The organism is Komagataeibacter rhaeticus (assembly GCF_011611525.1).
GTDB lineage: Bacteria > Pseudomonadota > Alphaproteobacteria > Acetobacterales > Acetobacteraceae > Komagataeibacter > Komagataeibacter rhaeticus.
This window is the reverse complement of record NZ_CP050139.1, coordinates 561,540-584,891: the sequence shown is the minus strand read 5'-3', so window position 1 is coordinate 584,891 and position 23,352 is coordinate 561,540. Positions and strand designations below refer to the sequence as shown.

Here is a 23,352-nt window from a genome sequence, read left to right as displayed (position 1 = left end):
TTCTTTTTAAGGTTTCCAAAAAGCTACCCGGCAAACGGCCTGTAATCATACAAAAGTTTCTGGTGAAGCTTTTTTCAAAAAGCTGCTGAATACGTCACCTTTTTGAAAAAAGGCGACACCCAAAAACGTCTTTCCGGTTATCCGGTTTTTTTCAGAATCAGGCCAGATATACCAGCCGCGCGGGCCTGTTGCCGTGCAGCACGACCACGGCGTTCTGCCGGAACCGCCGCGCCAGCACGAGCCCGCGCGCCAGCGGCACCCGGACAGCATAAAGCGGTTCGGACCACCGCCCCAGCCGTCCTTCCCCCAATACATGCGGCAGCCCGGCCAGAGCGCTGGCCAGCCGCCGCATCATGCGCCGGTTCCAGCCATCGGCGCGCCGCCTGCCACCGGGATTGCAGGCACTGAGCAGGACAATATCACCCCGTGGCACCATCCCCCGCCAGTGCGGCCTGTGGCCAATATGCACAACCGGCAGGCCGGGCACATGGTAGGTGCTGAGCCGATAGGAACGATGCACCGCAGGCGTTGGCGGCAGGATGGCCGCCATCAGTCCTCCTCCCCCGGTGTCGTCTCCCCGAAGGTGGCGTTGCGATGCACCCATGCGGACATGAGCAGCCCGAAGCCGAACATGACCATGAGCATGGCCGACCCGCCATAGGAAATGAGTGGCAGCGGCACACCCCCCACCGGGATCGCCCCCATCACCATGGACAGGTTGACCGCGCAGTACAGGAAGAAGTTCATCGAAATGCCCAGTCCCAGCAGGCGGCCGAACTGGTTGCGGCTGCGCATGGCGATCAGCATGCCGCCAAAGACCAGCAGCAGCAGCATGCCGATAACGGTAATCCCCCCCACGTAGCCCCATTCCTCGGCAATCATGGTGAAGATGAAGTCCGTCTGCTTTTCAGGCAGGAAGTTGAGCTGCCCCTGCGTGCCATGCAGGTAGCCCTGCCCCCACATGCCACCCGACCCCAGTGCGATCTTGGACTGGATGATGTTGTAGCCCGCCCCCAGCGGGTCACTCTCGGGGTGCAGGAATGTGGTGACCCGCGCCTTCTGGTAGTCATGCAGGTGGCTGTAGGCGACCTTGGCCAGCATGGGTACCGGCAGGATGAGCAGCGCGATCTGCCACAGCCGCATGCCCGCGCCAAAGAACATGCTCGCCCCCACCGTGCCGATGATGACGGCGGTACCCAGATTGGGCTCCTTGAGCACAAGGGCCACGGGGGCAAGCACCATCAGCGCCGGCGGGACCAGCAGCAGCGGGTTGCCCATGCTGCGGTAGCTGATCTTGTGAAACCACGCCGCCAGCATCAGCACCAGCGCGATCTTGGCCAGTTCCGACGGCTGGACCTGCATGCCACCCAGCATGAGCCACCGCTCCGCCCCCTTGCCCACATGCCCCATGCGCAGTACCGCCACCAGCAGGATGAGCGAGAAAATATAGAGCGGCCATGCCATGCGTACCAGAATGGCCGGGCTCATCAGTGCAATCCCCAGCATCATGACCACGCCAAAGCAGAAGCGGATGGACTGTGGCCCGGCAAACGGGCGCGACGTGCCGCCGCCTGCGGAATACAGCGCGACATACCCCACCACCGCCAGCGCGCAGATCAGGATGACATACAGCCAGTTGACCTGCCACAGCTTGGTCAGGATCTGGAAATTGGGTTCGGCGCGCAGCAGACGCTTCTGGAATTTCATTCCATTCTCCACAACAGGCATGGCAGGGCGCGGGCCACGGGGGTGTTCAGTCCACCTCGGCCTGCGCCACTTCCTGCCCCGGCGGTTCACGGTGGTTGACCGGGTCACGACGCAGGGTATCGGTCATGATGTCACGCGCAAGGGGCGCGGCCACATCCGCACCCGCATTGCCGTGCTCGATCACCACCGCCGTGGCGTAGCGCGGCGCGTCATACGGCGCGTAGCATATGAACAGCGCATGGGGGCGATATTCCCACGGCAGGTTGGCGGAATTGAAGTGCCCGCTCTCACGCATCGCGCGCGAGACACGGCGCACCTGCGCCGAGCCGGTCTTGCCCGCCATCTGCACGCCCGGAATATCCAGCCGGGCCTTGGGCGCGGTGCCCCCTTCCTCGTTCACCACGGCGTACATGCCCGCGCGGATGTCTTCAAAGAAATTCTCGGGCATGTCCATGCCCGTCGCGTGGCCCAGGTCGGTCAGCCCCGCAAGGCGCCCGGCCACCGAGCGGATCAGGTGCGGCTGCACGTTGCGCCCCGTTGCGATGCGCGAGGCATAGGTGGCCAGCTGCAGCGGCGTCACCTGCACGAATCCCTGCCCGATGCCGCTGACAATGGTGTCGCCCCCATTCCAGTGGTGACCATGCGCGCGCCGCCATGTGGGGGTGGGAATAAGGCCCTGACGCACATGCGGCAGTTCGATCTCGGGCAGTTTCGCACCCAGACCGAACAGTTCGGATGTGGCGGCGATCACATCCATGCCCGTACGGCGCGCGACTTCGTAGAAGAACACGTCACACGAATATTTCAGCCCCTGGCGCAGGTTGATCGAACCATGCCCGTAGCGCGACCAGCAGTGGAAGCGCGTGCCGCCCACGTCGATATAGCCCGGGCAGCTGATCCGGTCGCTGGGCGAAAGCGTGCCCGCGCGCAGCGCCGCCATGGCCACGGCGGGCTTGAAGGTGGAACCGGGCGGATACAGCCCCGATACCGCCTTGTTGATCAGCGGTGTCTGGCTGTTGTTGGTCCATTCGATCCACTGCGCCTGACTGACACCGCTGTCGAACAGCGAGGGATCGAAGGAGGGATTGCTGACCATGGCCAGCACCTCGCCATTGCGGCAGTCCATCACCACGGCGCTGGCCGACTGGTCGGCAATGCGGCCCAGCACCTGCTGCTGCAGGCCGCTGTCGATGGTCAGTGCGATCTCGTCACCCGCCAGCCCCTCATCACGGTCCAGCTCGGCCATGACGCGGCCCACGGCATTGACCTCCATCTCCACCGAACCGACCTGCCCGCGCAGGCTCGCATCCTGTGTCTGCTCGATGCCCGAGCGGCCAACGCGCATGCCCGGCAGGGCCAGTTCGGCATTATGCACCACGTCCTTTTCCGCAGGCGGGGCAACATAGCCCACCACATGCGCCAGCAGCGGGCCAAAGGGGTAGACCCGCGTGGTGCCCACATCAATCAGCACGCCCGGCAGGGACGGCATGTTGAGTTCCAGCCGCGCCATGTCATCCCATGACAGGAAATCACGCAGCATGATGGGAATGAACCGCCGTTTGTGGCGCAGTTCATGTTCGATGCGCGTGGTATCGCGCGGCTCCAGCGGCACAAGCTGGGCAAAACGCTCCAGCGTGCCGGGAATGTCGCTGGTTTCCTCGGCCAGCAGCAGGGCACGCCAGTTCACGCGGTTGGCCGCGACCGAAATGCCGAAACGGTCGGTAATCCGCCCGCGTGGCGGCGCGAAGAAGCGTTTGCTCAGCCGGTTGTTTTCCGCAAGCTTCGCATAATGACTGCCGTTGAGAACCTGAAGCCCGTACAGACGTTCACCCAATGCACCCAGTACCGCCCCCTGGGCCGCCATAAGCAGCAGGGCACGACGGGTAAAGACACCACGGGAGGGATTCTTGCCTTCCTCGGGGCGGGACATGAGCCGGGCGCCGGATTTCTTCTTACGCAACTTCATGCACTCATCCGGCACGGACGCACGACAACACCCGCTTCAGGATCGGTCCGTGTTATTGACGACAAAACGGTAGGTCCAGACAAACCCTGCATACAGGACAGGAAAACTGCCAAAGGACAGGACTGTCTCGAAAACAAAAGGCAGAAACTCCACAATATGCAAGGCCAGTGCGGAACACAGCACCCATTGTAGCGCCGTAACCCCCACCATCACCACGCCAAACACAAGCCAGAGTACAAAAAAATTAACCCGTGCCAGCGTATAACGTCCCGACAGGGCCACGCCATGCACGATCAGCATCATGAGCAGCATGACACCGGCCGGCCCGAAACTGAGCACATCCGCCCACAGCCCCAGCACGAACACCGCGATGGAGGGCATGAGCGCGGGCACGAAAACCGACCACAGGAACACCGTGCCCATGACCAGCGCGGGCATGAGTTCAACCTGCCCCGGCAGGTTGAGCGGCGCGGACAGCACAAGGGTTGCAAAGAACACGAACAGGCATGGCGCCGCGCTGCGCACCCCGTGGTCGATGCGGTAACCCAGCCCGGTACGGGGGTGGATGCCGGGACGGATGGGGGGCGGGGTGAAATTCTTCATCCATGCAGCCCCTGGTCCGCATGCGGCTGGAACTGCGCCGGCAGGGACAGCGTGCCCCCCACGGGGGGCGGCAGGGGCACACGGCCCGGCGCGTCGGGCGGGGCCACGCTGTCGGCATAATCGAATATGCGCAGGATATCGACATGGTCCAGCGCCGCGGCGGGCACCACCACGGGCTGGCCGGGGCGCACATAGTGCACATGCCCCACCGGCAGGCCGGCGGGCAGGCTCTCGATCTCGCCATTGGTCACGACGCGCTCCCCTTCGATCGGCACATTGTCCTGCGGATAGAAGATGATACGCGGCAGGGGTGAATTGTCGCCCGCCATGATGGCGGCGGCATGGCTGGATTCCAGCGTCACGGGCAGGCGGCTGGACGAGTCGGTAATCAGCAGCACACGCGCCGAGCGCTTGCCCACCTCGGTCACACGCCCGACCAGTCCCGCGCCATCAAGTGCTATGCCCCCCTTGCGCACCGATGTATCGGCATTGATCGCCAGCAGCACCGCGCGCGCGTACAGCCCGCTTGTATCGCGCACCACGCGGCCACTGACGAAGGTGGGCGCGTTATCGGGAATCCAGTGCAGGTTGGCTTTCAGCGTGCCGTTTTCATCCGCCAGCGCCGCCGCCACGTCATACCAGTGGCGCAGCGACTCGTTTTCGGCACGCAGGCGGATGTTCTCGGCTTCAAGGTTGCGGATATCCTGCAGGTTGCCCGACAGCCAGCGCAGCTTGGCCTGCGGCCACGCCACCAGACTGTAGGCGGGGGCCAGCAGGTCGGCCGTCTGCATGCGCAGGCGTTCAACCAGCGCGCGATCCGCCTTGCCCAGCAGGATGACGCCACAGGCCACAAGGATCAGCGCGGGCAGGACCAGCTTGCCCAGCGCCTGACGGAACTGGATGGATACAGGCATCAGTCCGCCGCTCCAGTCGTGACGCTGGCGTCACGCCTGCCGGGTTGTCCAATACTGCCTGGTCGCCGGACCTGCATCGTCCTGCGTCTCCCCTTCGGCACGCTGCCCTCCACACGCAGCAGGCAGCGTATCTGTCCCGTCCGTCAGTACATACTTGTCAGTACATTGCGCAGGCGCTTCATTTCCTCAAGCGCCCGCCCCGTGCCCATCGCCACACAGGACAGCGCATCCTCCCCCACCGTAACCGGCAGGCCCGTCGCGCGCCGCAGTACCTCATCCAGCCGATACAGCAGGGCGCCGCCGCCGGTCAGGACAATGCCCTTGTCCACGATGTCGGCCGCCAGTTCCGGCGGCGTGTTTTCCAGGGCGGTGGTCACCGCATCCAGGATCTGGCTGACCGGCTCGGCCAGGCTTTCGGCAATCTGCGCCTGCGAGACCACGACCTCACGCGGGACGCCGTTGATCAGGTCACGCCCCTTGACCTCACGCCATGGCCCCGGGTCCTCGGGGTCATCAGGCGGCATGGCGGAGCCAAGGTGGATCTTGATCTGCTCGGCCGAGCTTTCACCGATCAGCAGGTTATGGTTGCGGCGGATGTAGGAGATGATCGCCTCGTCCATCTTGTCACCGCCCACCCGCACCGAGCGGGCATAGACAATGCCACCCAGCGAGATGACCGCAACTTCCGTCGTGCCCCCGCCGATATCGACGATCATGCTGCCCGAAGGCTCGGTTACCGGCAGGCCGGCACCTATGGCCGCGGCCATGGGTTCCTCGATCAGGAAGACCTTGCGCGCGCCGGCACTCTCGGCACTTTCCTGAATGGCGCGCCGCTCGACCGCGGTGGAGCCGGAGGGCACACACACGATAATGAGGGGGCTTGCAAACATGCGGCGATTATGCACCTTGCGGATGAAATGCTTGATCATTTCCTCCGCAACCTCAAAATCGGCAATCACGCCATCGCGCAGCGGACGGATGGCCGTAATGTTGCCCGGCGTGCGGCCAACCATCTGCTTGGCTTCCTCACCCACCGCGAGCACCTGCTTCTTGCCCCGTACCTCTGCCAGCGCGACGACCGAAGGTTCATTCAGGACGATACCCCGTCCCTTGACGTAAACCAGCGTATTCGCCGTGCCGAGGTCGATCGCCATGTCAGCGGAAAGCAGACCCAGTACACGAGCAAACATCCAGAACTCCCGACAGTAACACCAGACCGGACCGTCCTACATCCCGACCGGCACCGCATGCCCTCATGACATGCCTGCGTACTGTCGGGAACCGTCTGGGTAAGCCCGAGGGATTACCGGCGCAGGCAGGCAGGGGCAAGAGGCCAGATGATTTTAATTCATTAAAATCTCCACGGCAGGGATGATTGTTACAAATTGCCCCTCTTTGGCCATGGCCAAACCGGATCTGGCATACCATCTTACCTTCATTCACCCGCCCGTGATGCCCACCGGGCATTCACGGCGCAAGAGCGGAAAAAACCTGTATGAAAACATCATTCCCCCGCATGCCCATCCGCCCCGCCGTCCTGCTGGCCGCCGGGCTGTGCCTTGGGCTGGGTGCGTGCGAGAACACCCGTGATCCCGGCCAGCGCGCCATTGGCGGCGGACTGCTGGGCGCGGGTGGCGGTGCCCTGATCGGCGGGCTGGCTGGCGGTGGCCAGGGAGCGGCCATCGGCGCGCTGGCCGGTGCGGCTGGCGGTGCGGCCATCGGCGCGGCCACGACACCTTCCCGCCGCCCGAGGGGGGAAGGCGCTTCCACCATCTGTCCCGATGGCCGCGTGCTACCGCAGGGCTACCCGCCACAGAGCTGCCAGCAGGCGGCAGGCGGCGGCCGCGCGGCCTATCCGCAGCAGCAGGGCTATGCCCAGCCCAGCTATCCCCGGCAGGGCGGCTATTATGGGCAGGACAGTGGCTATTATTCCCAGCAGCCCTATGGCTATGGCCAGAGTGGCTACGGACAGGGCGAATACCCGCAGCAGGAAGGCGCCTATCCCGAAGGGTATGGCGGCTACTGAAAACCGCCCCCGCCTGAATGCACCACACCCCACGGACAGAAACCTGACCGTGGGGTGTGGCACAAGATACCGGCAGGCAGCCAGACAGGGCCTGCGGGGCCGCCCCTTTCCCGAAAAGGCGGCGTTCTTTCAGACGTGCCGCGAAAGCCTCGCCCTAAACCGCTTCCGCTTTCTGGCCGTCAGGCGTCCAGCGCGGCGGGTTCGGCACGATCGCGCTTGACCAGCAGCTTGTTCAGCGCATGCACGTAGGCCCGCACGGCAGAGACCAGCGTATCCGCATCAGCACCCTGCCCGTCCACCAGCTTGCCATCTTCCTCCAGCCGGACCGAGGTACGGGCCTGCGCGTCGCTGCCTTCGGTCACGGCCCCCACGGAATACAGCTGCAACGTCGCGTCATGCGCAACAATGGCGCGGATGGCGTTGAACGCGGCATCGACCGGCCCCTGCCCTTCGGCGTGGCCTTCCCTGCGCGCGCCATCGACATCCAGCACCAGGTCGGCGGTAGCGGGGCGGCGGGAACCCGCGGTCACATCCAGCGCCACGAAGCGGATGCGCGCATGGTCGCGCACTTCGTCATCCACCAGCGCCACCAGATCCTCGTCGTAGATGACCTTCTTGCGGTCGGCCAGATCCTTGAAGCGGCTGAAGGCTTCGTTGAACTGGGCTTCTTCGAGGTTTTCGTACCCCATCGCCTTCAGCTTGTCGCGGAAGGCCGCGCGCCCCGAATGCTTGCCCAGTACCAGTGAGGTACGGTTCCAGCCCACGCTTTCGGGCGTCATGATCTCGTAGGTCGCGGCGTTTTTCAGGATCCCGTCCTGATGGATGCCGCTTTCATGCGCAAAGGCATTGCGGCCGACAATGGCCTTGTTGGGCTGCACATCGAAGCCGGTGATGGTGGACAGCATGCGCGAGGTACGCAGCAGGCGTTCGGTATGGATGCCGGTGGTATAGGGCAGCACGTCATGGCGCGTGCGCAGCACCATGATGATTTCCTCCAGCGCCGCATTGCCCGCGCGCTCGCCAATGCCGTTGATGGTGCATTCCACCTGCCGCGCGCCCGCATTCAGCGCCGCCACCGTGTTGGCCACAGCCAGGCCCAGGTCATTGTGGTTGTGGGTGGAGAAGATCACCCGGTCCGCCCCCGGCACGCGGGTGCGCAGGTCGGTGAAGATGCGGGCCATGTCCTCGGGCGTGGAATAGCCGACCGTATCGGGGATGTTGATGGTGGTGGCCCCCGCGCGGATGGCGGTCTCGACACAGCGGCACAGGAAATCGGGGTCGGTGCGCGAGCCGTCCTCGGCCGACCATTCCACGTCATCGGTGAACTGGCGCGAGGCGCGGTTGCCCGCCTCGATCAGTTCCAGAACCGTCTCCGGCTCCATGCGCAGCTTGTATTTCATGTGCAGCGGCGAGGTGGAGATGAAGTTGTGGATACGCCCGCGCTTCGCGGGCCTGATCGCCTCGCCCGCGCTGGTGATGTCATTCCTGCCGCCGCTGCGCGCCAGTGCGCACACGACGGTGTTCCTGACCTTCTGCGCGATCTGGTGGACGCTGTCGAAATCCCCTTTCGACGCCACGGGAAAGCCCGCTTCCATCACGTCCACGCCCAGTTCTTCCAGTGCTTCGGCCATGCGCAGCTTTTCCGCCAGGTTCATGGAAAAACCGGGGGACTGCTCGCCATCACGCAGCGTGGTGTCAAAGATGATGACGCGGTTGGGGTCAATCCGGCCAAAGGAAGGGTGGTCGATGCTCATGGTAGTAACCTCGGGACTTGGGTCCTGTGTGGGAGGCGGCACAAAGGCGTGCGCCCGTCATTCGTGTTCGCGAACCGGCAGGGCCGGTCCGATCAATCCCCTGGGCGCGCCGGCACGCAGCCGGCCCTGATCGCTCAGGGGCGGGTAAGTCGAAGACGAAGAAGCCCCGCACCGGCACATGCGCGCGCGGACGGATGCGCGCATGCGCCCGATCCAATCCCCACGATGTGCGCTGTCGTTACCATGCCGCGCACAATACAGGCAGCCGCCCTGATTGCAACCGCTAAAACACCCGGGCCGCCCCTTCAGCCGGTGGCATGGGTCACCATGCTGTCGGTGGCGAAATAGCGGTCGATCGCCTGCACCATGGCACCCGCCACCACCATGCGGTGGGCGGCCTGGCGCAGGGCGGCTTCATCCATGTGGTTGGACATGAATCCCATCTCCACCAGCACGGAGGGGATATCGGCCGATTTGAGCACCACGAAGGAGGCATGGCGCGCGGGATGCGGCAGAAGCCCGATGCGCGGGCGAAAGGAGGAAACGATGCTGCTGGCCATGTGGGCGGCACCATGGCGTGTCTCCTCGGTAACGAGGCTGGCCAGGATTTCCTGCACTTCCGGCGAATCCGCATGCACCTGCGGGCCGCCAAAGCGGTCGGCGCTGTTTTCGGTACGGGCCAGCATGGCGGTCTGCCGGTCCGACGCCTTTGCCGCGAGCGTGTAAACACTGGCACCCCGCACCCCCCGGTCCACCAGCGCATCGGCATGCATGGAAATGAACAGCGCGGCCTTGTGGCTGTGGGCGATGTCCACCCGCCCCTCCAACGGGATGAAGCGGTCATCGGCGCGGGTCATGGCCACGCGGTAGCGGCCACTGGCCTCAAGCTGGCGCTGCAGTTCGCTGGCGGCGGCTTCGGCCACATGTTTTTCATACGTGCCGGACACGCCAATGGCGCCGGGGTCCTTGCCCCCGTGCCCCGGGTCCAGTATGATCAGTGGCCTGGGCTGTGCCGCGCGCCCCACGATGGCGGGCGCGTGCAGCACGGGATGCGCCGCGTGGGCCGTGGCGTGGTGGGCCACCGCCGCATGGGCAGCCGGGTGCGCGGGCGTGCGGGCCATGCCGGTTGCGGGCACCAGCAGGCCAAGGCCGCCCAGCACGGTGCGGCGGCCAGGCCCGCGGCCAGCGGGGACCACGTCGTTTCCATCAGGCCGGGATGGGGGCATGCGTGTTGCTTCCGGTCATAACAGTTGGGGGCATACCCGTTCCCATTACCACCATATGGGCGGCGCGTCAGCGGGATAAACACACGCGGGCCTTGCAGGAAGGGCTACATTGCGTCATGCTGCCCAGCCGTGATGGACCATGCCAGATCCGGCTGCCATGAAGGCAGGCCAGACTGGCGGGATGCCCGCAGGGCATGATTTTCTCCATCCGGCATGCATCATGCATGCGCGGCATACGCTGACCGGCCCTTTTTTCCGGCCACGCCACGGCGTGGGAGCACATGCGGCGCACGACCTGAAGCTGCCGCGCCGGTGTTCCCCATCGACAGGAAACCGGATGGCATACCCGTCGATACGGAGGCCCCGCCCCGGCAATCAGGCCGGCCGGCACCTCCCCAGCCATGACCGAGGATGGATTGGACACCACGCGGACCTTCTTCCGCACATGCGATGACACCATGCCTGACCGTGGGCGGCCGCTGCAGGCTGCATCCGGTCGCCATGCATGGCCTGTCCGCCCGCGCGCCGCGCGGTGGTGTCCCGTCCGGGTCCGGTCGCGTTATTTTTAATATTTCCGTCCGTTCCTCCCGCTCCCTCCTGCCGCCACATGGTGCGCGCAGCCCGGATGCCGGAACGTGACACACCGGAGTGCGCCTATTTATGAGCAAACGCATGCTGATCGACACGACCCACGCGGAAGAAACCCGCGTGGTCGTGATGGATGGTCACCACCTTGAGGATTACGATGTCGAGGCCGCTTCCAAGAAGCAGCTCAAGGGCAACATCTACCTTGCCAAGGTCATCCGCGTGGAGCCAAGCCTCCAGGCCGCGTTCGTGGATTACGGCGGGAACCGCCACGGCTTCCTGGCCTTCAGTGAAATCCACCCCGACTATTACCAGATCCCCGTAGCCGACCGCGAAAAACTGCTGGCGCTTCAGGAAGAGGAACGCCGCGCCGAGGAAGAACGCCGCGCGCGTGACGACGAGGAAGAAGACGCCCCCGCCGCCGCCACGGCCGAGGAAGGCGAGGAGGCCGCCGAAGACGACGAGCCCGAGACCGTGGGCGGCGAGAACGACACCGGCGACGAGGCCCAGGCCCAGCGCCGCATCGCGCGCTTCCTGCGCAACTACAAGATCCAGGAAGTCATCCGCCGCCGCCAGATCCTGCTGGTGCAGGTGGTCAAGGAAGAGCGCGGCAACAAGGGTGCCGCGCTGACCACCTATGTCTCGCTGGCGGGTCGCTACTGCGTGCTCATGCCCAACTCGCTGCGTGGGGGCGGTGTCTCGCGCAAGATCACGTCGGTGGCCGACCGCCGCCGCCTGCGCGACATCATTACCGAACTGCAGATCCCGCGCGGCATGGCCATGATCGTGCGCACCGCCGGCGCCCAGCGCCCGCGCGCCGAGATCATGCGCGACTGCGAATACCTGCTGCGCCTGTGGGACGACATCCGCCAGCACACGCTGGAATCCGTCGCCCCCGCCCTGATCTATGAGGAAGCGAGCCTGATCAAGCGCGCCATCCGCGACATCTACACGCGCGAGGTGAGCGAGATCCTGATCGATGGCGAGCCGGGCTGGAAGTCCGCGCGCGAGTTCATGCGCATGCTCATGCCGCAGAACGCGCAGAAGGTGCGCCTGTGGCAGGACCACGAGCAGACCCTGTTCTCGCACTACAAGGTGGAGGGGCTGCTGGATTCCATGCTCTCGCCTTCCGTACAGCTCAAGTCCGGTGGCTATCTGGTCATCAACCAGACCGAGGCGCTGGTCGCGATCGACGTGAACTCGGGCCGCGCCACGCGTGAGCGCAATATCGAGGAAACGGCGCTGCGCACCAACCTGGAAGCGGCCGAGGAAGTCGCCCGCCAGCTGCGCCTGCGTGACCTGGCCGGGCTGATCGTGATCGACTTCATCGACATGGAAAGCCGCAAGCACAACGGCATGGTCGAGCGCAAGCTCAAGGACGCGCTGCGCAACGACCGCGCGCGCATCCAGGTTGGCCAGATCTCGCATTTCGGCCTGCTGGAAATGTCGCGCCAGCGCCTGCGCCCCTCCATTGCCGAATCCGCCTTCATGCCCTGCCCGCACTGCCAGGGCACCGGCATCGTGCGCGGGATCGAAAGCTCGGCGCTGCACGTACTGCGCGCGATCGAGGACGAAGGCATGCAGCGCAAGGCCGCCGAGATCTCGGTTGCCGTCGCGCCGGAAATCGCGTTCTACATCCTCAACAACAAGCGTAGCTGGCTTGGCGAGATCGAGGCCCGGCACAAGATGCATGTCGTCTTTGCCCCCGATGCCGCCCTGCAGCCGCAGGACTGCACCATCGAGCGCGTGCGCCCGCAGACGGCCCGCTTCGAGGCCCCGGTCATCGAACATGCCCCGGCCGAGGGCAGCCATGTGCGCGAAATCCAGATCCAGGCCGAGCCGCCTGCCGCCGAGGCCACCCCCGACGAGCACGCCACCGGCACGGAGGAGGACGAGGACATCGCATCGGGGACCGACCACCGCCGCCGCCGTCGCCGCCGTCGCCGCCGTGGCGGTTCCCAGACCGGCCAGACGGCCGCGCAGGAAGGCACGGAAGACACAACGCAGGCCGCAGCGGACACGGACATCGTGGCTCCCGTACCGGCAGCCCCCGCGCCAGAGGCCTATCGTGGCCCGACCCCGGCCGACCCGTATGGGGATGCGATCATCGACATCTTCGATGTGATCGAACAGACCACCGCCCCCGCCGAACAGGTGGTGGAAGATGTGGTGGAAGCCGATCCCGTCGTGGTTGAGGTGGTGGAAACCCCCGATGCGGTCGTGGCGGAAGATGCCGCGCCCAGGCCGCGCCGTTCGCGCCGCCGTTCACGCCGCCGCACCCCGTCCGAAAGCAGCGTGACGGAAACCGGTGCCGTGGAAAGCAAGGCCGCACCCGCCGCATCCGCAGAGGTGGCCCCGGCCCCCGCAGCGACGCCGGTGGCCGAAACGGCACCAGAACCGGAAGCCGCACCGGCACCGGCCGAAACCGTGGAGGAAGCGCCCAGGCCGCGCCGCCGCCGTGCCACCAGCACGACGACCGCACGCCGCAGCACCGCCAGCCGTAGCAAGGCGGCCACTGAAACGGCGGAAGCAACCCCGGCCCCGGTCGCCGAGGCACCCGCTGCGGAAGCACCGGCCGAGGAGCCAGCCGCCAAAACGGAAGCCAAGCCTGCCCGCAAGCGCGCCAGCAGCAAGGCCACGGGCACGACGGCCACCACACGCCGCCGCACCACCCGCAAGACGGCCAAGGCGGACGAACCCGCCGAAGCCGTGGCGGAAGCACCGGCCCCGACCCCGGACGCCGAAGCTACGGAAGAAGCCCCCAAGCGCCGCCGTGTGACGCGCCGCAAGAAGGCTGAACCCGAAGCCGAGGCGCCTGTGGCGGAAACCGTAGCCGAAACGGTGGACACGGCAGCTGAAGCCGCGCCGAAGCCCGCGCCGCGCAAACGGGCCACCACCCGCAAGACGGCAACGGCCACGCCCGCAGCCGCCACCCGTGCCCGCCGCCGCAAGAAAGCGGATGAAACAGCGGAAACGGCCGCGGATGACACGGCACAGCCTGCCGCATCAGCCGAAGCGGACGCCACACCGGCACCCCGCCGCCGCACGGGCTGGTGGAAGCGCTGAAGCGCAGGTCCATAGCCTGACCAGTAAAAAACCTGCCTTCGCAAGAAGGCAGGTTTTTTCATGCCCGCGACCCGATGCAGCGTGAGGCACCTGCCCTGCCTGCAATATCCGCCTTTCTGGAACCCGGCCTTCTGGGCCGTCCATGATGCCATGCTGTTTTACACGGACGTGCCGCCGTCCCATCGATGACGATGCAGGATGCGGGGAAGAACGGGACCCTGGCACAATCCGGCCAGACGCAATCCGGCAGGTTCCCGGTCGCCCCGGACGATTGAAGGTTCACCCGACAAGGGCTGGTTGCCAGATCAGCGGTTCCTTCCGCACGACCCATGAAGGCCGGCACCGGCCGCGCCCGGCCCCAATCCGATCGAACAGGTCCTTGCCGCACCCAGGACCCTGCTGCGAAAAGCGGCAGAACGATCCGTCGAGGCGACATGGAAACGCATCGGCTCGCCCCTCAATTACCTGTCACCACACGAATGTGCCAGTTACCTCAGGAACTCAGGGCATGCGGCCATCTCATCACGGAACATTCTGGCCGCCATTGCCACCATCGGGCATGGCGGGCGCGGTCTCCCAGCCGGGGCCGATAATGGCGGCACTGCGGCGGCCCAGACCGTCATGGCGGAGCACGATCATGTTCTGCTCCTCCAGATAGGTCAGCTGGCGGCGGGCCCGGCCCAGGGAATGGGTGCCGTAAGTGCGCGCGATCAGGCTGTCCGACGGGCAGGGCTGCCCCTGCAGTGCGGCACGCGCGATGAGCAGGAAGATGCCCTGCACGTCATCGGGCAGCACGGCGGCCATCTGCTCGGCCTGCTGCCACTGGCCGGTTTCCGCCGTCCGGGCATCCACGCCCGCACGCGCCACCGCCAGCAGGCGGCGGAAGCGCGGCATGTCCAGCGCATCGCGGCCCATGCCCTCTATGCGGCAGCGCACCAGAAAATCCTGATAGAGCACATGCACGGGGCGGAACCCCGCATCCTCATCGCGCAATATGTCGGTCAGGATTTCCAGAAAGCGCTGTTTCTGGGCAGCCGCATCCACCGGGGGTGCCTCTTCCATTTCCGCCGTCCCGGCCTCCACCGCCGCGGTCCCGGCATGGGCGGCAAGCTGGGCCAGGATATCGGGCGGCGGGCTGAAGCTGCGTGGCGGGCGGGGGGCCATCTCACGTTCGGGCACCGGGGTCAGGATCAGTTCACGGATTTCCTCCCCCACCGCCGCCGGTTCGAACGGCATGAGGGTGGGACCCGCCGAGCGGCTTTCGGTCTCGACCGGGCCGATCTTCACCGCCAGCGGCCTGCGCGATACGGCGGGGCCAAGGGCCACGAAATACCCCCGCTCCAGATCACGGAAGCTTTCGGCCTGCCTGCGCTCCATGCCCAGCAGGTCGGCCGCGCGCATCATGTCGATATCGAGAAAGGTCCGGCCCATGAGGAAATTGGACGCTTCGGCGGCCACATTCTTGGCCAGCTTGGCCAGGCGCTGGGTGGCGATCACACCCGCAAGCCCGCGCTTGCGGCCACGGCACATGAGGTTGGTCATGGCCCCCAGCGCGGCCCGGCGCGCCTCATCCGAGACCTCGCCCGCCGCCGCAGGCGCGAAAAGCTGGGCTTCATCCACCACCACCAGCACGGGGTACCAGTAGTCGCGCGGTACCTCGAACATGCCGCCCAGAAAGGCTGCGGCGCGGCGCATCTGCACCTCCGCATCCACGCCCTCAAGGTTCAGCACGACGGAAGCCCGATGCATGCGCATGCGCTCGCCCGCCGCCTGCAGGGCAGCCTCGGTATGTTCGGCGGCATCAATGACCAGATGGCCGAAGCGGTCTGCCAGGCTTACAAAATCGCCTTCGGGGTCAATGATCGCCTGCTGCACCATGCGGGCCGACTGTTCCAGCAGGCGGCGCAGCAGGTGCGACTTGCCGGAACCGGAATTGCCCTGCACCAGCAGGCGGGTGGACAGCAGTTCGGCCAGATCCATGGTTACCGGGGCATCGCCCGCCACGGCCCCGCGCCGGTCCCCGATCGTGATTGCAACACTCATGGCGCTGACGGATACCGCCCGCGCAGCGAGTCCCGCAACCATTCCCATGCGCCCTCACCCGCCAGCCGGCCGGTGGCCATGCAGCCCTGCAGCAGATAACCGCCGGTAGGCGCTTCCCAATCCAGCATCTCGCCCCCGGCAAACACACCGGGCCGCGCGCGCAGCATGAGCCGTTCGTCCAGCGCGGACCATGCAATCCCGCCTGCAACCGATATGGCGCGGTCCAGCGCAGCGGGCGCACGCAGCACGACCGGCACGGCCTTGACCCGCCGGGCCAGGGCTGTCGGGTCGCGTGGCGGCGGTCCATCACCGCCTTCGCGCAGCAGGGCAATGGCTTCCGGTGTAAGCCGCAGTGCCTTGCGCAGGGTATTGGACAGGCTTTCGCGCGCCCGCACGCGGGCCAGACGGGTGGCGATATCCGCCACATCCAGCGCGGGCCGCAGGTCAACATGAACCAGCGCGTGCCCATCACGGGCAATCCGGTCACGAATCGCAGCCGACAGGGCATAGACCGCACCGCCTTCAATCCCCGCCTGTGTCACCACCGCCTCACCACGCACGGATGGGCCGCCTTCCAGCGCAAGGCTTATGCCGCGCAGGGGCGTGCCCGCGAACCGGGTGGTGAAATCCGTGCCCCAGTCGGTCACGAAGCCACAATTGGCGGGGGCAAAAGGCGTAACATCCACACCCAGCCCCAGCAGACGCTCACGCCACGCACCATCCGACCCCAGTCGCGCCCAGCTTGCGCCCCCCATGGCCAGCACGGTGGCGTTGACCCGCCAGCAGGCCGGGCCACCGGGGCCGGTGACGCGCAGCCTGCCCGCCGCGTCCCATCCTTCCCAGCGGTGGCGGGTCAGCAGGCGCACGCCCCGCCCCGCCAGCCGCGCCAGCCATGCGCGCAGCAGGGGGGATGCCTTCATGGCGCGCGGGAACACCCGCCCGCTGCTGCCGGTAAAGCAGGGCTGGCCCAGCCCTTCGGCCCAGGCCACCATGTCCTGCGGGGTGAAGGCGGCCAGGGCGCGCGCCAGCATGGGCCGTGCCGCGCCGTAGCGGGTGGCGAACCGTTCGGCCGCCTCGCCATGGGTCAGGTTCAGCCCGCCACGCCCGGCCATGAGCAGCTTGCGGCCCATGGTGGGCATCTGCTCCACCACGCTGACAGCACACCCCCGGGCGGACAGGATCTCGGCACAGGCAAGCCCGGCGGGGCCGCCACCAATAACCGCGACATGCGGCCTGAAAACGAATTCGGTCATACGTCAGATAATATAGTCAATGGGCGGCAGCATCTGGTCCATGGTGAAGGCGGGCAGGCCGGAATGCCGCGTGCCCACCGGCCGGGCCGGGTTGCCCACCACCGTGGTGTAGGGGGAGACGGATTCCAGCACGATGGACCCTGCCCCCACCTTTGCCCCCTCGCCAATCTCGATATTGCCCAGGATCTTGGCCCCCGCCCCGATCAGCACGCCACGGCGCACCTTGGGGTGGCGGTCGCCCACGTTCTTGCCGGTGCCGCCCAGCGTCACCCCCTGCAGCAGCGAGACATCATCCTCCAGCACCGAGGTCTCGCCAATCACGATCCCCGTGCCATGGTCCAGCAGGATGCGCCGCCCCAGCCGGGCGGCGGGGTGGATATCCACCGCGAACAGTTCGGAACACCGGCTCTGCAGGTGCAGGGCAAGGTAGCCCCGCCCGTTATGCCACAGCCAGTGCGCCACGCGGTAGCTCTGCACGGCGTGGTAGCCCTTGAAGAACAGGAATGGCGTGACGTATTCCGCCGTGGCGGGATCGCGCTCACGGATGGCCACAAGATCGGCGGCGGCAGCCGACACGATATCGGGGTCCGCGTCGAATACTTCCGTCACCAGTTCGGCCAGCGCGTCATCCGCCACCGAACGGTCACCCAGCTTGCGCCCGATCAGGGCCGCCAGCGCGCCACGGAACGAGCCATGGTTGCGGATGCCGGTAGCCAGCAGCCCCTTGACCAGCGGGTCATTGCAGCCACACGCGCCACTGACGATTTCCTGCCACAGGGCATGGGGGTCCACATGCCCCAGCGTTGGCGGCATGACGGGCTGCCGGCGAGGCGGCATGGAAAGGGCAGCGGGCTGCTTTTCAGACATGACAGATCCGTTCCGGCCATTTGGCCCAGTTGAATACGTGCGGGCGGTGTGGCTGGCGCCTACAGCCCCATAGCGTGGCGGGCAAAGCTGCGGCGCAGCGGCGTGATGCGGTTGACGGCCGCAAGCCCCACGTCGCGCGCCAGCCGCAGCACGGGGTTGTCATTGCCAAACAACCGCTCCAGCGCATCGGTTGCGGCCAGCATGAGCATGTTGGCCGGCCGGCAGCGCGCCTGATAGGCCCGCAGCACGTCGGGCGCGCCCACATCGCCCCCGCGTGCATGCACGTCCATCAGGATATCGGCCATGGCAATGACATCGCGGAAGCCAAGGTTAAGCCCCTGCCCCGCAATGGGGTGAATGCCATGCGCCGCATCCCCCACCAGCGCCAGCCGGACATCAGTATAACGCTGCGCGTACTGCGCGGAAAGCGGATACACCCAGCGCTGCCCCACGGGGGTGACGGCGCCCAGCCATTCATCGCCCATGCGGCGACGGATTTCATGGGCAAAGGCTTCATGCGGCAGTTCGGCCAGACGATGGGCCACCTTCTCGCCCTCGGTCCAGACCAGGGCGGACAGGTTGGGATATTCCGCCGTGCCCGCCATGGGCAGCTGGGCAAAGGGGCCGGCGGGCAGGAAATGCTCCAGCGCGCGCCCGCCATGCGGGCGTTCATGCGCCACGGCGCACACGATGCCGCACTGGTTATAGGGCAGGCGGGTGACGGCAATGCGCGCCTGTTCACGCAGCGGGCTGCGCCGCCCTTCGGCCGCGACCACAAGGCGGGCATGGATCACACGCCCGCTGGCGGTGCGGATTTCCGCCCCTTCGGGCCTGCGGGTCACGGTCCCTTCATCGGGGGCGAATACATGCACGCCGGGCGTGGCATACAGGCTGGCATTCAGCGCCACGCGCAGGGCACGCGCCTCGATCATGGCGCCAAAGGGCTGGTCGGCATCATCGGGGCCGAATTCAAGGAACAGGCGTGAGGGCGGCCGCCCCGGCCTGCCATCGGTCACGCGGATTTCGCGTATGTCGCACGACTCCATGGGCAGGCGCTGCCACACGCCCGCTTCCTCCAGCAGGCGGCGCGAGCCTGCGGCAATGGCATAGGCCCGGCCATCAAAGGCCGGATGTTCCATGGGGGGCAGGGCCGCACGGTCGATAATGGCAACCTGCAGCCCCGCCGCCGCCAGGCGGCAGGCCAGTGTCGCCCCCACGGGCCCGGCCCCCACAATGCAGACATCGACCCCGATGGCCCCGGATGCGGTGGAGGATGGCGTGTTCGCGTTCATGTCGTTTCCTGTTCTGGACCCAGTGCGGGCGGCAAGCCCACCGGATTTACTCCCCCCCGGTGGCAGCGCACAAGCATGGCCGCCTGCCCGGACGGTGCGAAGGCGGATGACATACATCATCCGATCAGGGTATAGACGGAGCGGTTACCCTATCCTTCACACACGGTCAGCCGGCCGGTACAGCAAAATGGAGACCCGGTGCGATGAAGCTTGTCACAGCCATCATCAAGCCTTTCAAGCTCGACGACGTGCGTGAGGCCCTGACCCCCCTGGGGATACAGGGACTGACCGTATCGGAAGTCAAGGGCTTTGGCCGCCAGAAGGGACAGACCGAGATCTATCGCGGCGCGGAATATCATGTAAGCTTCCTGCCCAAGATCAAGATCGAGGTTGCCGTAACCGACGAAATGGTCGAACAGGCCGTGGAAACGATTCTGGAAGCCGCCCATACCGGCAAGATCGGCGATGGCAAGATCTTCATCTCCCCGCTGGACAGCGTCATCCGCATCCGCACGCGCGAGACGGGTGACAGCGCACTTTGAGCCTTCTTTTTTTCCGTCATTTCAGGATTGATACCGCATCATGACTTCATCCCTCCGCTTCAAGATCGCAGCCGCGTCGGTTCTGGCGCTGACCCTTTCCGCCGGTGCGGCGCAGGCCCGCGATACATCCAAGGCCTGCCACCAGAAATTCGTGGCCGCCCGCACCGCGGGCAGCCTGAATGGCCAGAGCTACAAGGAATTCAAGACCGCCCAGTGCGGTGACACCGCCAGCGCCGACACCACCGCCAAGCCGGCCGAAGCCCCTGCCGCGGCCCCGAGCGCCCCGGCCGCCAAGCCTGCCGCACCCGTAGCGGCAGCAGCGCCCGCCACAGCGACAAACGCCACCATGCCCAGCGCCATTGCCGAGAAATACAGCAAGGAATCGGCAGGCAAGGCCCGCATGCACACCTGCCTTGACCAGTACAACGCCAACAAGGCCACCAACGCCAATGGCGGCCTGCGCTGGATTCAGGCAGGCGGCGGCTACTACAGCGTGTGCAACGCGAAGCTCAAGGGCTGAACGGCCTTTCATCCGGCCCCATGACCCCGGGCCGGACGGGTCAGCCGCCCGGCCTGCGCGCGGGGCGGACGAAGGCCTGGTTCGTGGCATAGGAGATCCAGACCCTGTGGCCCGCGAACCAGTCCGAGCCGAGCAGCATTTCCAGATGCTCGCGCAGCGGGGCCACGGTCAGCGTGACATTGCGCTCAAGCTCGTGGCCGACCTGCAGGGTGGCAAAACGGTGCCAGTGATAGATATCCTGATGCCCGTCCACCCCCGCCGTGACCCCGCCGGGGTCACGCGCAAGTTCCGACTGGGTGATACCCGCGCGATGCGCGATTTCGGGCGAGACGATGCGTGAACGCGCGCCACTGTCCAGCAGGGCCGTGACCGGCCGGCCCGCAAGCTGGACTTCCAGCAGGAAGCGGTTGTCCTGCCTGCGCAGCGGCAGCGTTTCATACGGCCCGTCCCATGCCGGCAGCCGCGCGCAGGCGACTGACGCGTGCCGGATGTCCCAAAGCGCCAGCGTGCCGCCCGCCACATCCATGTCCAGGTCGAAGCGCGACAGGATATCCCCCCCCAGCAGCCCCGCGACCGGCGGGTGGATCATCGGCTGGCCCGGCAGTTCGCCCACCGGCACGGAGCGCGCGCCAAAATCCACGCCGCCCACCCGCAGGTCGGGCACGATGGCATTGGGAGTGGCCTGCGCGACACCGCCGGTTCCGTGCACGACCGTCTCGTGCTCGGGGTCCAGCCTCAGGCGCAGGTAACCCACCATTTCCGGTGTAAGCAGGCCGCCATCGGAACCCGTATCCACCAGCGCGCTCAGGCTGTGGCCCGCAATACTGACCACGATGGACAGGTACCCCCCGTCATCGCGCAGCGGCACCTGGGCCACACGTTCGTGGCTGCACAGACGCGGCGCCTCCTGCGCCATGGCACTGGCCATGCACAGCATGCCGCCCGCCAGCAGGGCCAGCAGGCGGCAGGAAAACCGGGCGGGGGCACCTGCCATCAGGCAAGACGCCGGGCCATGGCATCCGTCGCCGCCAGCAGGGCGGACTGGATGCCGGGTTCGGTCATGGCATGGCCCGCGTCCTCCACAAGCTGGAAATCCGCCTCCGGCCAGGCACGGTGCAGGTCCCATGCGGTCCGCACCGGGGTGGCCACATCATAGCGCCCCTGCACGATCACGGCGGGAACATGCCGGATGCGCGCCACGTCACGGATCAGCTGGCCTTCCGCCAGCCAGCCGGCATTGACGAAGTAGTGGTTCTCGATGCGCGAGAACGCCAGCGCGTAACGCGGGTCGGCATGGCGCGTGAGCGTGCCCTCGACCGTACGCAGGGTTATGGTGCGCCCTTCCCACATGCTCCAGGCGATGGCCGCCTTCATCTGCTCATCCGCGTCATGCCCGGTCAGGCGGCGGCTGTAGGCTGCCATCAGGTCGGCACGTTCTTCGGGCGGGATGGGGGCCACGAACTGCTCCCACAGGTCGGGGAACAGCCATGACGCGCCATCCTGATAGTACCACAGCAGTTCCGACCGCCGCAGGGTGAAGATGCCGCGCATGACCAGTGCCGTCACCCGCCGCGGGTGCGCCTGCGCATAGGCCAGCGCCAGCGTGGACCCCCATGAACCGCCAAAGACCATCCATGACCCGGCCCCCGTCAGTTCGCGCAGCCGCTCGATATCGGCCACGAGATGCCATGTGGTGTTGTTCTCAAGCGATGCATGCGGGGTGGAACGCCCGCAGCCACGCTGGTCGAACAGCAGGATACGGTAGCGCGCGGGGTCGAACATCTGGCGCTGGAAGGCCGAACACCCGCCGCCGGGGCCGCCATGCAGGAACACGACCGGAATGCCGTCGGGATTGCCGCACAGTTCCCAGTACACGCGATGCCCCTCACCCGTATCAAGCCAGCCATGGTCATATGGGTCGATCGGGGGATAGGCGAACCGCTGGGCCATGGGCATTCCTGTTCAACGTACTGTATCGGGCGGGGTATCGGTGGCATGGGGATGGGCGCGTGTCCAGACATCCATGAGCCGCGCCTCATCGGCAAGGGTATAGCGCTGGGTGGTGGACAGGCTGGCATGGCCCAGCAGGTCCTGTATCACCCGCAGGTCAGCCCCCCCTTCCATCAGGTGGGTGGCGAATGAATGCCGCAGGGCGTGCGGGGTTGCATGCTCCGGCAGGCCCGCCATGTGCCGCCAGGTGCGCATGGCGCGCTGGGCAATGCCCGCCTGCAGCCGCCCGCCGCGCACGCCCACGAACAGCGGCGCATCCGCCTGCGGCAGCGGATGGACACCGCGCCAGCGCCGGAGCGCCGCCATGACCTGCGGCAGCACCGGCACCATGCGCTCACGCCCGCCCTTGCCCTGGATGCGCAGCACGCCATCGCCCTTTGTGCCTTCCCCCAGCGCCTGCGCCCGGTCAAGATCGCGCACGTCCAGTCCCAGCGCCTCCGAAATACGCAGCCCGCAGCCGTACAGCAGCATGAACAGCGCGCCATCGCGCACGCGGGCAAGCGGGGTATGGGCAATGTCGGCAACACCTTCGGGCACGTCCAGCGCCTGCGCGGTTGGCAGCGGGCGTGGCAGCGGGCGGCGCGTGCGCGGGGTTGCCAGCAGGCCGGGGGCCGGATTGTCCACCCCATGGTAGCGGGCAAGGTAGCGGTAGAAAGACCGCAGGGCCGAAACCCGGCGCGCGCGCGTGCGGGCCGCGCGGTCCTGCGTGGTGGCGCGGCGGCCGCTCAGGGCGGCGGCATGTTCATGCGCAAGCCATGCCCGCAGGTCGGCCAGCGACAGGCCGGCCAGTGCCGCAAGATCCGGCCCGGCCCCCAGGTGCCCGACCAGAAAGGCAAGGAAACGGTCCAGGTCACCCCGATAGGCCGCAAGCGTAAGGGGGGAAGCCCGGCGTTCGGTTTCCATCCAGTGCAGAAAGGCGTCCCGCGCGCCGGTTGCCATCATGTCTGCCATTGCCTGCCCGATCCCCGTTTTCATGCC

19 protein-coding genes are annotated in these 23,352 nt (G+C 66.6%); 4 read left to right on the top strand and 15 right to left on the bottom strand.

Translation table 11 applies throughout. From position 1 onward, the window contains the following. Nucleotides 1-157: 157 nt before the first annotated feature. The 6 genes from GWK63_RS02795 to GWK63_RS02770 form a co-directional block, all read right to left on the bottom strand. On the bottom strand, nucleotides 158-550 hold the full coding sequence (locus tag GWK63_RS02795; protein ID WP_007398979.1) for a DUF3293 domain-containing protein: 393 nt from the start codon (nucleotides 548-550) through the stop codon (nucleotides 158-160). After that, nucleotides 550-1,707 carry a rod shape-determining protein RodA gene (gene rodA / locus GWK63_RS02790; protein ID WP_039999292.1) on the bottom strand — a complete coding sequence of 386 codons (1,158 nt, stop codon included), beginning with the start codon at nucleotides 1,705-1,707 and terminating at the stop codon, nucleotides 550-552. The genes GWK63_RS02795 and rodA overlap by 1 nt, the downstream gene beginning before the upstream one ends. 46 nt (nucleotides 1,708-1,753) lie before the next feature. Next, nucleotides 1,754-3,673, bottom strand: coding sequence for a penicillin-binding protein 2 (gene mrdA / locus GWK63_RS02785; protein ID WP_034928933.1), 1,920 nt, complete (start codon nucleotides 3,671-3,673; stop codon nucleotides 1,754-1,756). A gap of 36 nt (nucleotides 3,674-3,709) precedes the next feature. After that, on the bottom strand, nucleotides 3,710-4,276 hold the full coding sequence (locus GWK63_RS02780; protein ID WP_007398976.1) for a rod shape-determining protein MreD: 567 nt from the start codon (nucleotides 4,274-4,276) through the stop codon (nucleotides 3,710-3,712). Further along, complete coding sequence (gene mreC, locus GWK63_RS02775; protein ID WP_007398975.1) at nucleotides 4,273-5,190, bottom strand: rod shape-determining protein MreC; 918 nt, start codon at nucleotides 5,188-5,190, stop codon at nucleotides 4,273-4,275. Before mreC ends, GWK63_RS02780 begins: the two co-directional genes overlap by 4 nt. A 143-nt stretch (nucleotides 5,191-5,333) precedes the next feature. Further along, nucleotides 5,334-6,380, bottom strand: a complete 1,047-nt coding sequence (locus GWK63_RS02770; protein ID WP_007398974.1) for a rod shape-determining protein — start codon at nucleotides 6,378-6,380, stop codon at nucleotides 5,334-5,336. 305 nt (nucleotides 6,381-6,685) lie between these two features. Here GWK63_RS02770 and GWK63_RS02765 point away from each other — a divergent pair, with 305 nt between their 5' ends. Continuing rightward, the gene (locus GWK63_RS02765; protein ID WP_083824470.1) at nucleotides 6,686-7,216 is read left to right on the top strand and encodes a hypothetical protein; all 531 of its coding nucleotides are present in this window, start codon (nucleotides 6,686-6,688) and stop codon (nucleotides 7,214-7,216) included. Nucleotides 7,217-7,395: 179 nt separating this feature from the next. Here GWK63_RS02765 and GWK63_RS02760 read toward each other — a convergent pair whose 3' ends face one another. Further along, nucleotides 7,396-8,970, bottom strand: coding sequence for a 2-isopropylmalate synthase (locus GWK63_RS02760; RefSeq protein ID WP_007398972.1), 1,575 nt, complete (start codon nucleotides 8,968-8,970; stop codon nucleotides 7,396-7,398). A gap of 305 nt (nucleotides 8,971-9,275) precedes the next feature. Next, entirely contained in the window at nucleotides 9,276-10,196 is a 921-nt protein-coding gene (locus tag GWK63_RS02755) for an N-acetylmuramoyl-L-alanine amidase family protein (protein ID WP_039999289.1), read from the bottom strand. 660 nt (nucleotides 10,197-10,856) lie between these two features. Between GWK63_RS02755 and GWK63_RS02750 the strand changes: the two genes are divergently transcribed. Beyond that, nucleotides 10,857-13,847 (top strand): Rne/Rng family ribonuclease, encoded by a 2,991-nt coding sequence (locus GWK63_RS02750; RefSeq protein WP_007398966.1) that lies wholly within the window; start codon nucleotides 10,857-10,859, stop codon nucleotides 13,845-13,847. 522 nt (nucleotides 13,848-14,369) lie between these two features. On the opposite strand, the gene GWK63_RS02745 is transcribed toward GWK63_RS02750, so the two are convergent. The 4 genes from GWK63_RS02745 to GWK63_RS02730 form a co-directional block, all read right to left on the bottom strand. Then, the gene (locus tag GWK63_RS02745) at nucleotides 14,370-15,890 is read right to left on the bottom strand and encodes an ATP-binding protein (protein ID WP_007398964.1); all 1,521 of its coding nucleotides are present in this window, start codon (nucleotides 15,888-15,890) and stop codon (nucleotides 14,370-14,372) included. Further along, nucleotides 15,887-17,143 (bottom strand): BaiN/RdsA family NAD(P)/FAD-dependent oxidoreductase, encoded by a 1,257-nt coding sequence (locus GWK63_RS02740; protein ID WP_007398963.1) that lies wholly within the window; start codon nucleotides 17,141-17,143, stop codon nucleotides 15,887-15,889. Before GWK63_RS02740 ends, GWK63_RS02745 begins: the two co-directional genes overlap by 4 nt. Before the next feature lie 3 nt (nucleotides 17,144-17,146). Further along, nucleotides 17,147-17,956: a serine O-acetyltransferase gene (gene cysE / locus GWK63_RS02735; protein WP_007398962.1), complete on the bottom strand. Its 810-nt coding sequence runs from the start codon at nucleotides 17,954-17,956 to the stop codon at nucleotides 17,147-17,149. A gap of 113 nt (nucleotides 17,957-18,069) precedes the next feature. Beyond that, entirely contained in the window at nucleotides 18,070-19,302 is a 1,233-nt protein-coding gene (locus GWK63_RS02730) for a UbiH/UbiF/VisC/COQ6 family ubiquinone biosynthesis hydroxylase (RefSeq protein ID WP_007398960.1), read from the bottom strand. Nucleotides 19,303-19,505: 203 nt separating this feature from the next. Here GWK63_RS02730 and GWK63_RS02725 point away from each other — a divergent pair, with 203 nt between their 5' ends. Further along, entirely contained in the window at nucleotides 19,506-19,844 is a 339-nt protein-coding gene (locus GWK63_RS02725; protein ID WP_007398958.1) for a P-II family nitrogen regulator, read from the top strand. A gap of 40 nt (nucleotides 19,845-19,884) precedes the next feature. Further along, complete coding sequence (locus GWK63_RS02720) at nucleotides 19,885-20,364, top strand: hypothetical protein (protein ID WP_034928908.1); 480 nt, start codon at nucleotides 19,885-19,887, stop codon at nucleotides 20,362-20,364. Between the two features lie 40 nt (nucleotides 20,365-20,404). On the opposite strand, the gene GWK63_RS02715 is transcribed toward GWK63_RS02720, so the two are convergent. From GWK63_RS02715 to GWK63_RS02705, 3 genes are read right to left on the bottom strand one after another with little or no spacing between them, the layout of a single operon-like run. Further along, nucleotides 20,405-21,301, bottom strand: coding sequence for a retroviral-like aspartic protease family protein (locus GWK63_RS02715; protein WP_050800728.1), 897 nt, complete (start codon nucleotides 21,299-21,301; stop codon nucleotides 20,405-20,407). 56 nt (nucleotides 21,302-21,357) lie between these two features. Then, entirely contained in the window at nucleotides 21,358-22,314 is a 957-nt protein-coding gene (pip, locus tag GWK63_RS02710; RefSeq protein ID WP_007398954.1) for a prolyl aminopeptidase, read from the bottom strand. A 12-nt stretch (nucleotides 22,315-22,326) separates the two neighbouring features. After that, nucleotides 22,327-23,316 carry a tyrosine recombinase XerC gene (locus tag GWK63_RS02705; protein ID WP_039999306.1) on the bottom strand — a complete coding sequence of 330 codons (990 nt, stop codon included), beginning with the start codon at nucleotides 23,314-23,316 and terminating at the stop codon, nucleotides 22,327-22,329. Nucleotides 23,317-23,352: the final 36 nt, after the last annotated feature.

Excerpts from the sequence above, each read along its gene's own strand:
- GWK63_RS02795 (WP_007398979.1), bottom strand. The coding sequence starts at position 550 with ATGGCGGCCATCCTGCCGCCAACGCCTGCGGTGCATCGTTCCTATCGG.
- rodA (WP_039999292.1), bottom strand. The coding sequence starts at position 1,707 with ATGAAATTCCAGAAGCGTCTGCTGCGCGCCGAACCCAATTTCCAGATC.
- mrdA (WP_034928933.1), bottom strand. The coding sequence starts at position 3,673 with ATGAAGTTGCGTAAGAAGAAATCCGGCGCCCGGCTCATGTCCCGCCCC.
- GWK63_RS02780 (WP_007398976.1), bottom strand. The coding sequence starts at position 4,276 with ATGAAGAATTTCACCCCGCCCCCCATCCGTCCCGGCATCCACCCCCGT.
- mreC (WP_007398975.1), bottom strand. The coding sequence starts at position 5,190 with ATGCCTGTATCCATCCAGTTCCGTCAGGCGCTGGGCAAGCTGGTCCTG.
- GWK63_RS02770 (WP_007398974.1), bottom strand. The coding sequence starts at position 6,380 with ATGTTTGCTCGTGTACTGGGTCTGCTTTCCGCTGACATGGCGATCGAC.
- GWK63_RS02765 (WP_083824470.1), top strand. The coding sequence starts at position 6,686 with ATGAAAACATCATTCCCCCGCATGCCCATCCGCCCCGCCGTCCTGCTG.
- GWK63_RS02760 (WP_007398972.1), bottom strand. The coding sequence starts at position 8,970 with ATGAGCATCGACCACCCTTCCTTTGGCCGGATTGACCCCAACCGCGTC.
- GWK63_RS02755 (WP_039999289.1), bottom strand. The coding sequence starts at position 10,196 with ATGCCCCCATCCCGGCCTGATGGAAACGACGTGGTCCCCGCTGGCCGC.
- GWK63_RS02750 (WP_007398966.1), top strand. The coding sequence starts at position 10,857 with ATGAGCAAACGCATGCTGATCGACACGACCCACGCGGAAGAAACCCGC.
- GWK63_RS02745 (WP_007398964.1), bottom strand. The coding sequence starts at position 15,890 with ATGAGTGTTGCAATCACGATCGGGGACCGGCGCGGGGCCGTGGCGGGC.
- GWK63_RS02740 (WP_007398963.1), bottom strand. The coding sequence starts at position 17,143 with ATGACCGAATTCGTTTTCAGGCCGCATGTCGCGGTTATTGGTGGCGGC.
- cysE (WP_007398962.1), bottom strand. The coding sequence starts at position 17,956 with ATGCCGCCAACGCTGGGGCATGTGGACCCCCATGCCCTGTGGCAGGAA.
- GWK63_RS02730 (WP_007398960.1), bottom strand. The coding sequence starts at position 19,302 with ATGAACGCGAACACGCCATCCTCCACCGCATCCGGGGCCATCGGGGTC.
- GWK63_RS02725 (WP_007398958.1), top strand. The coding sequence starts at position 19,506 with ATGAAGCTTGTCACAGCCATCATCAAGCCTTTCAAGCTCGACGACGTG.
- GWK63_RS02720 (WP_034928908.1), top strand. The coding sequence starts at position 19,885 with ATGACTTCATCCCTCCGCTTCAAGATCGCAGCCGCGTCGGTTCTGGCG.
- GWK63_RS02715 (WP_050800728.1), bottom strand. The coding sequence starts at position 21,301 with ATGCTGTGCATGGCCAGTGCCATGGCGCAGGAGGCGCCGCGTCTGTGC.
- pip (WP_007398954.1), bottom strand. The coding sequence starts at position 22,314 with ATGGCCCAGCGGTTCGCCTATCCCCCGATCGACCCATATGACCATGGC.
- GWK63_RS02705 (WP_039999306.1), bottom strand. The coding sequence starts at position 23,316 with ATGATGGCAACCGGCGCGCGGGACGCCTTTCTGCACTGGATGGAAACC.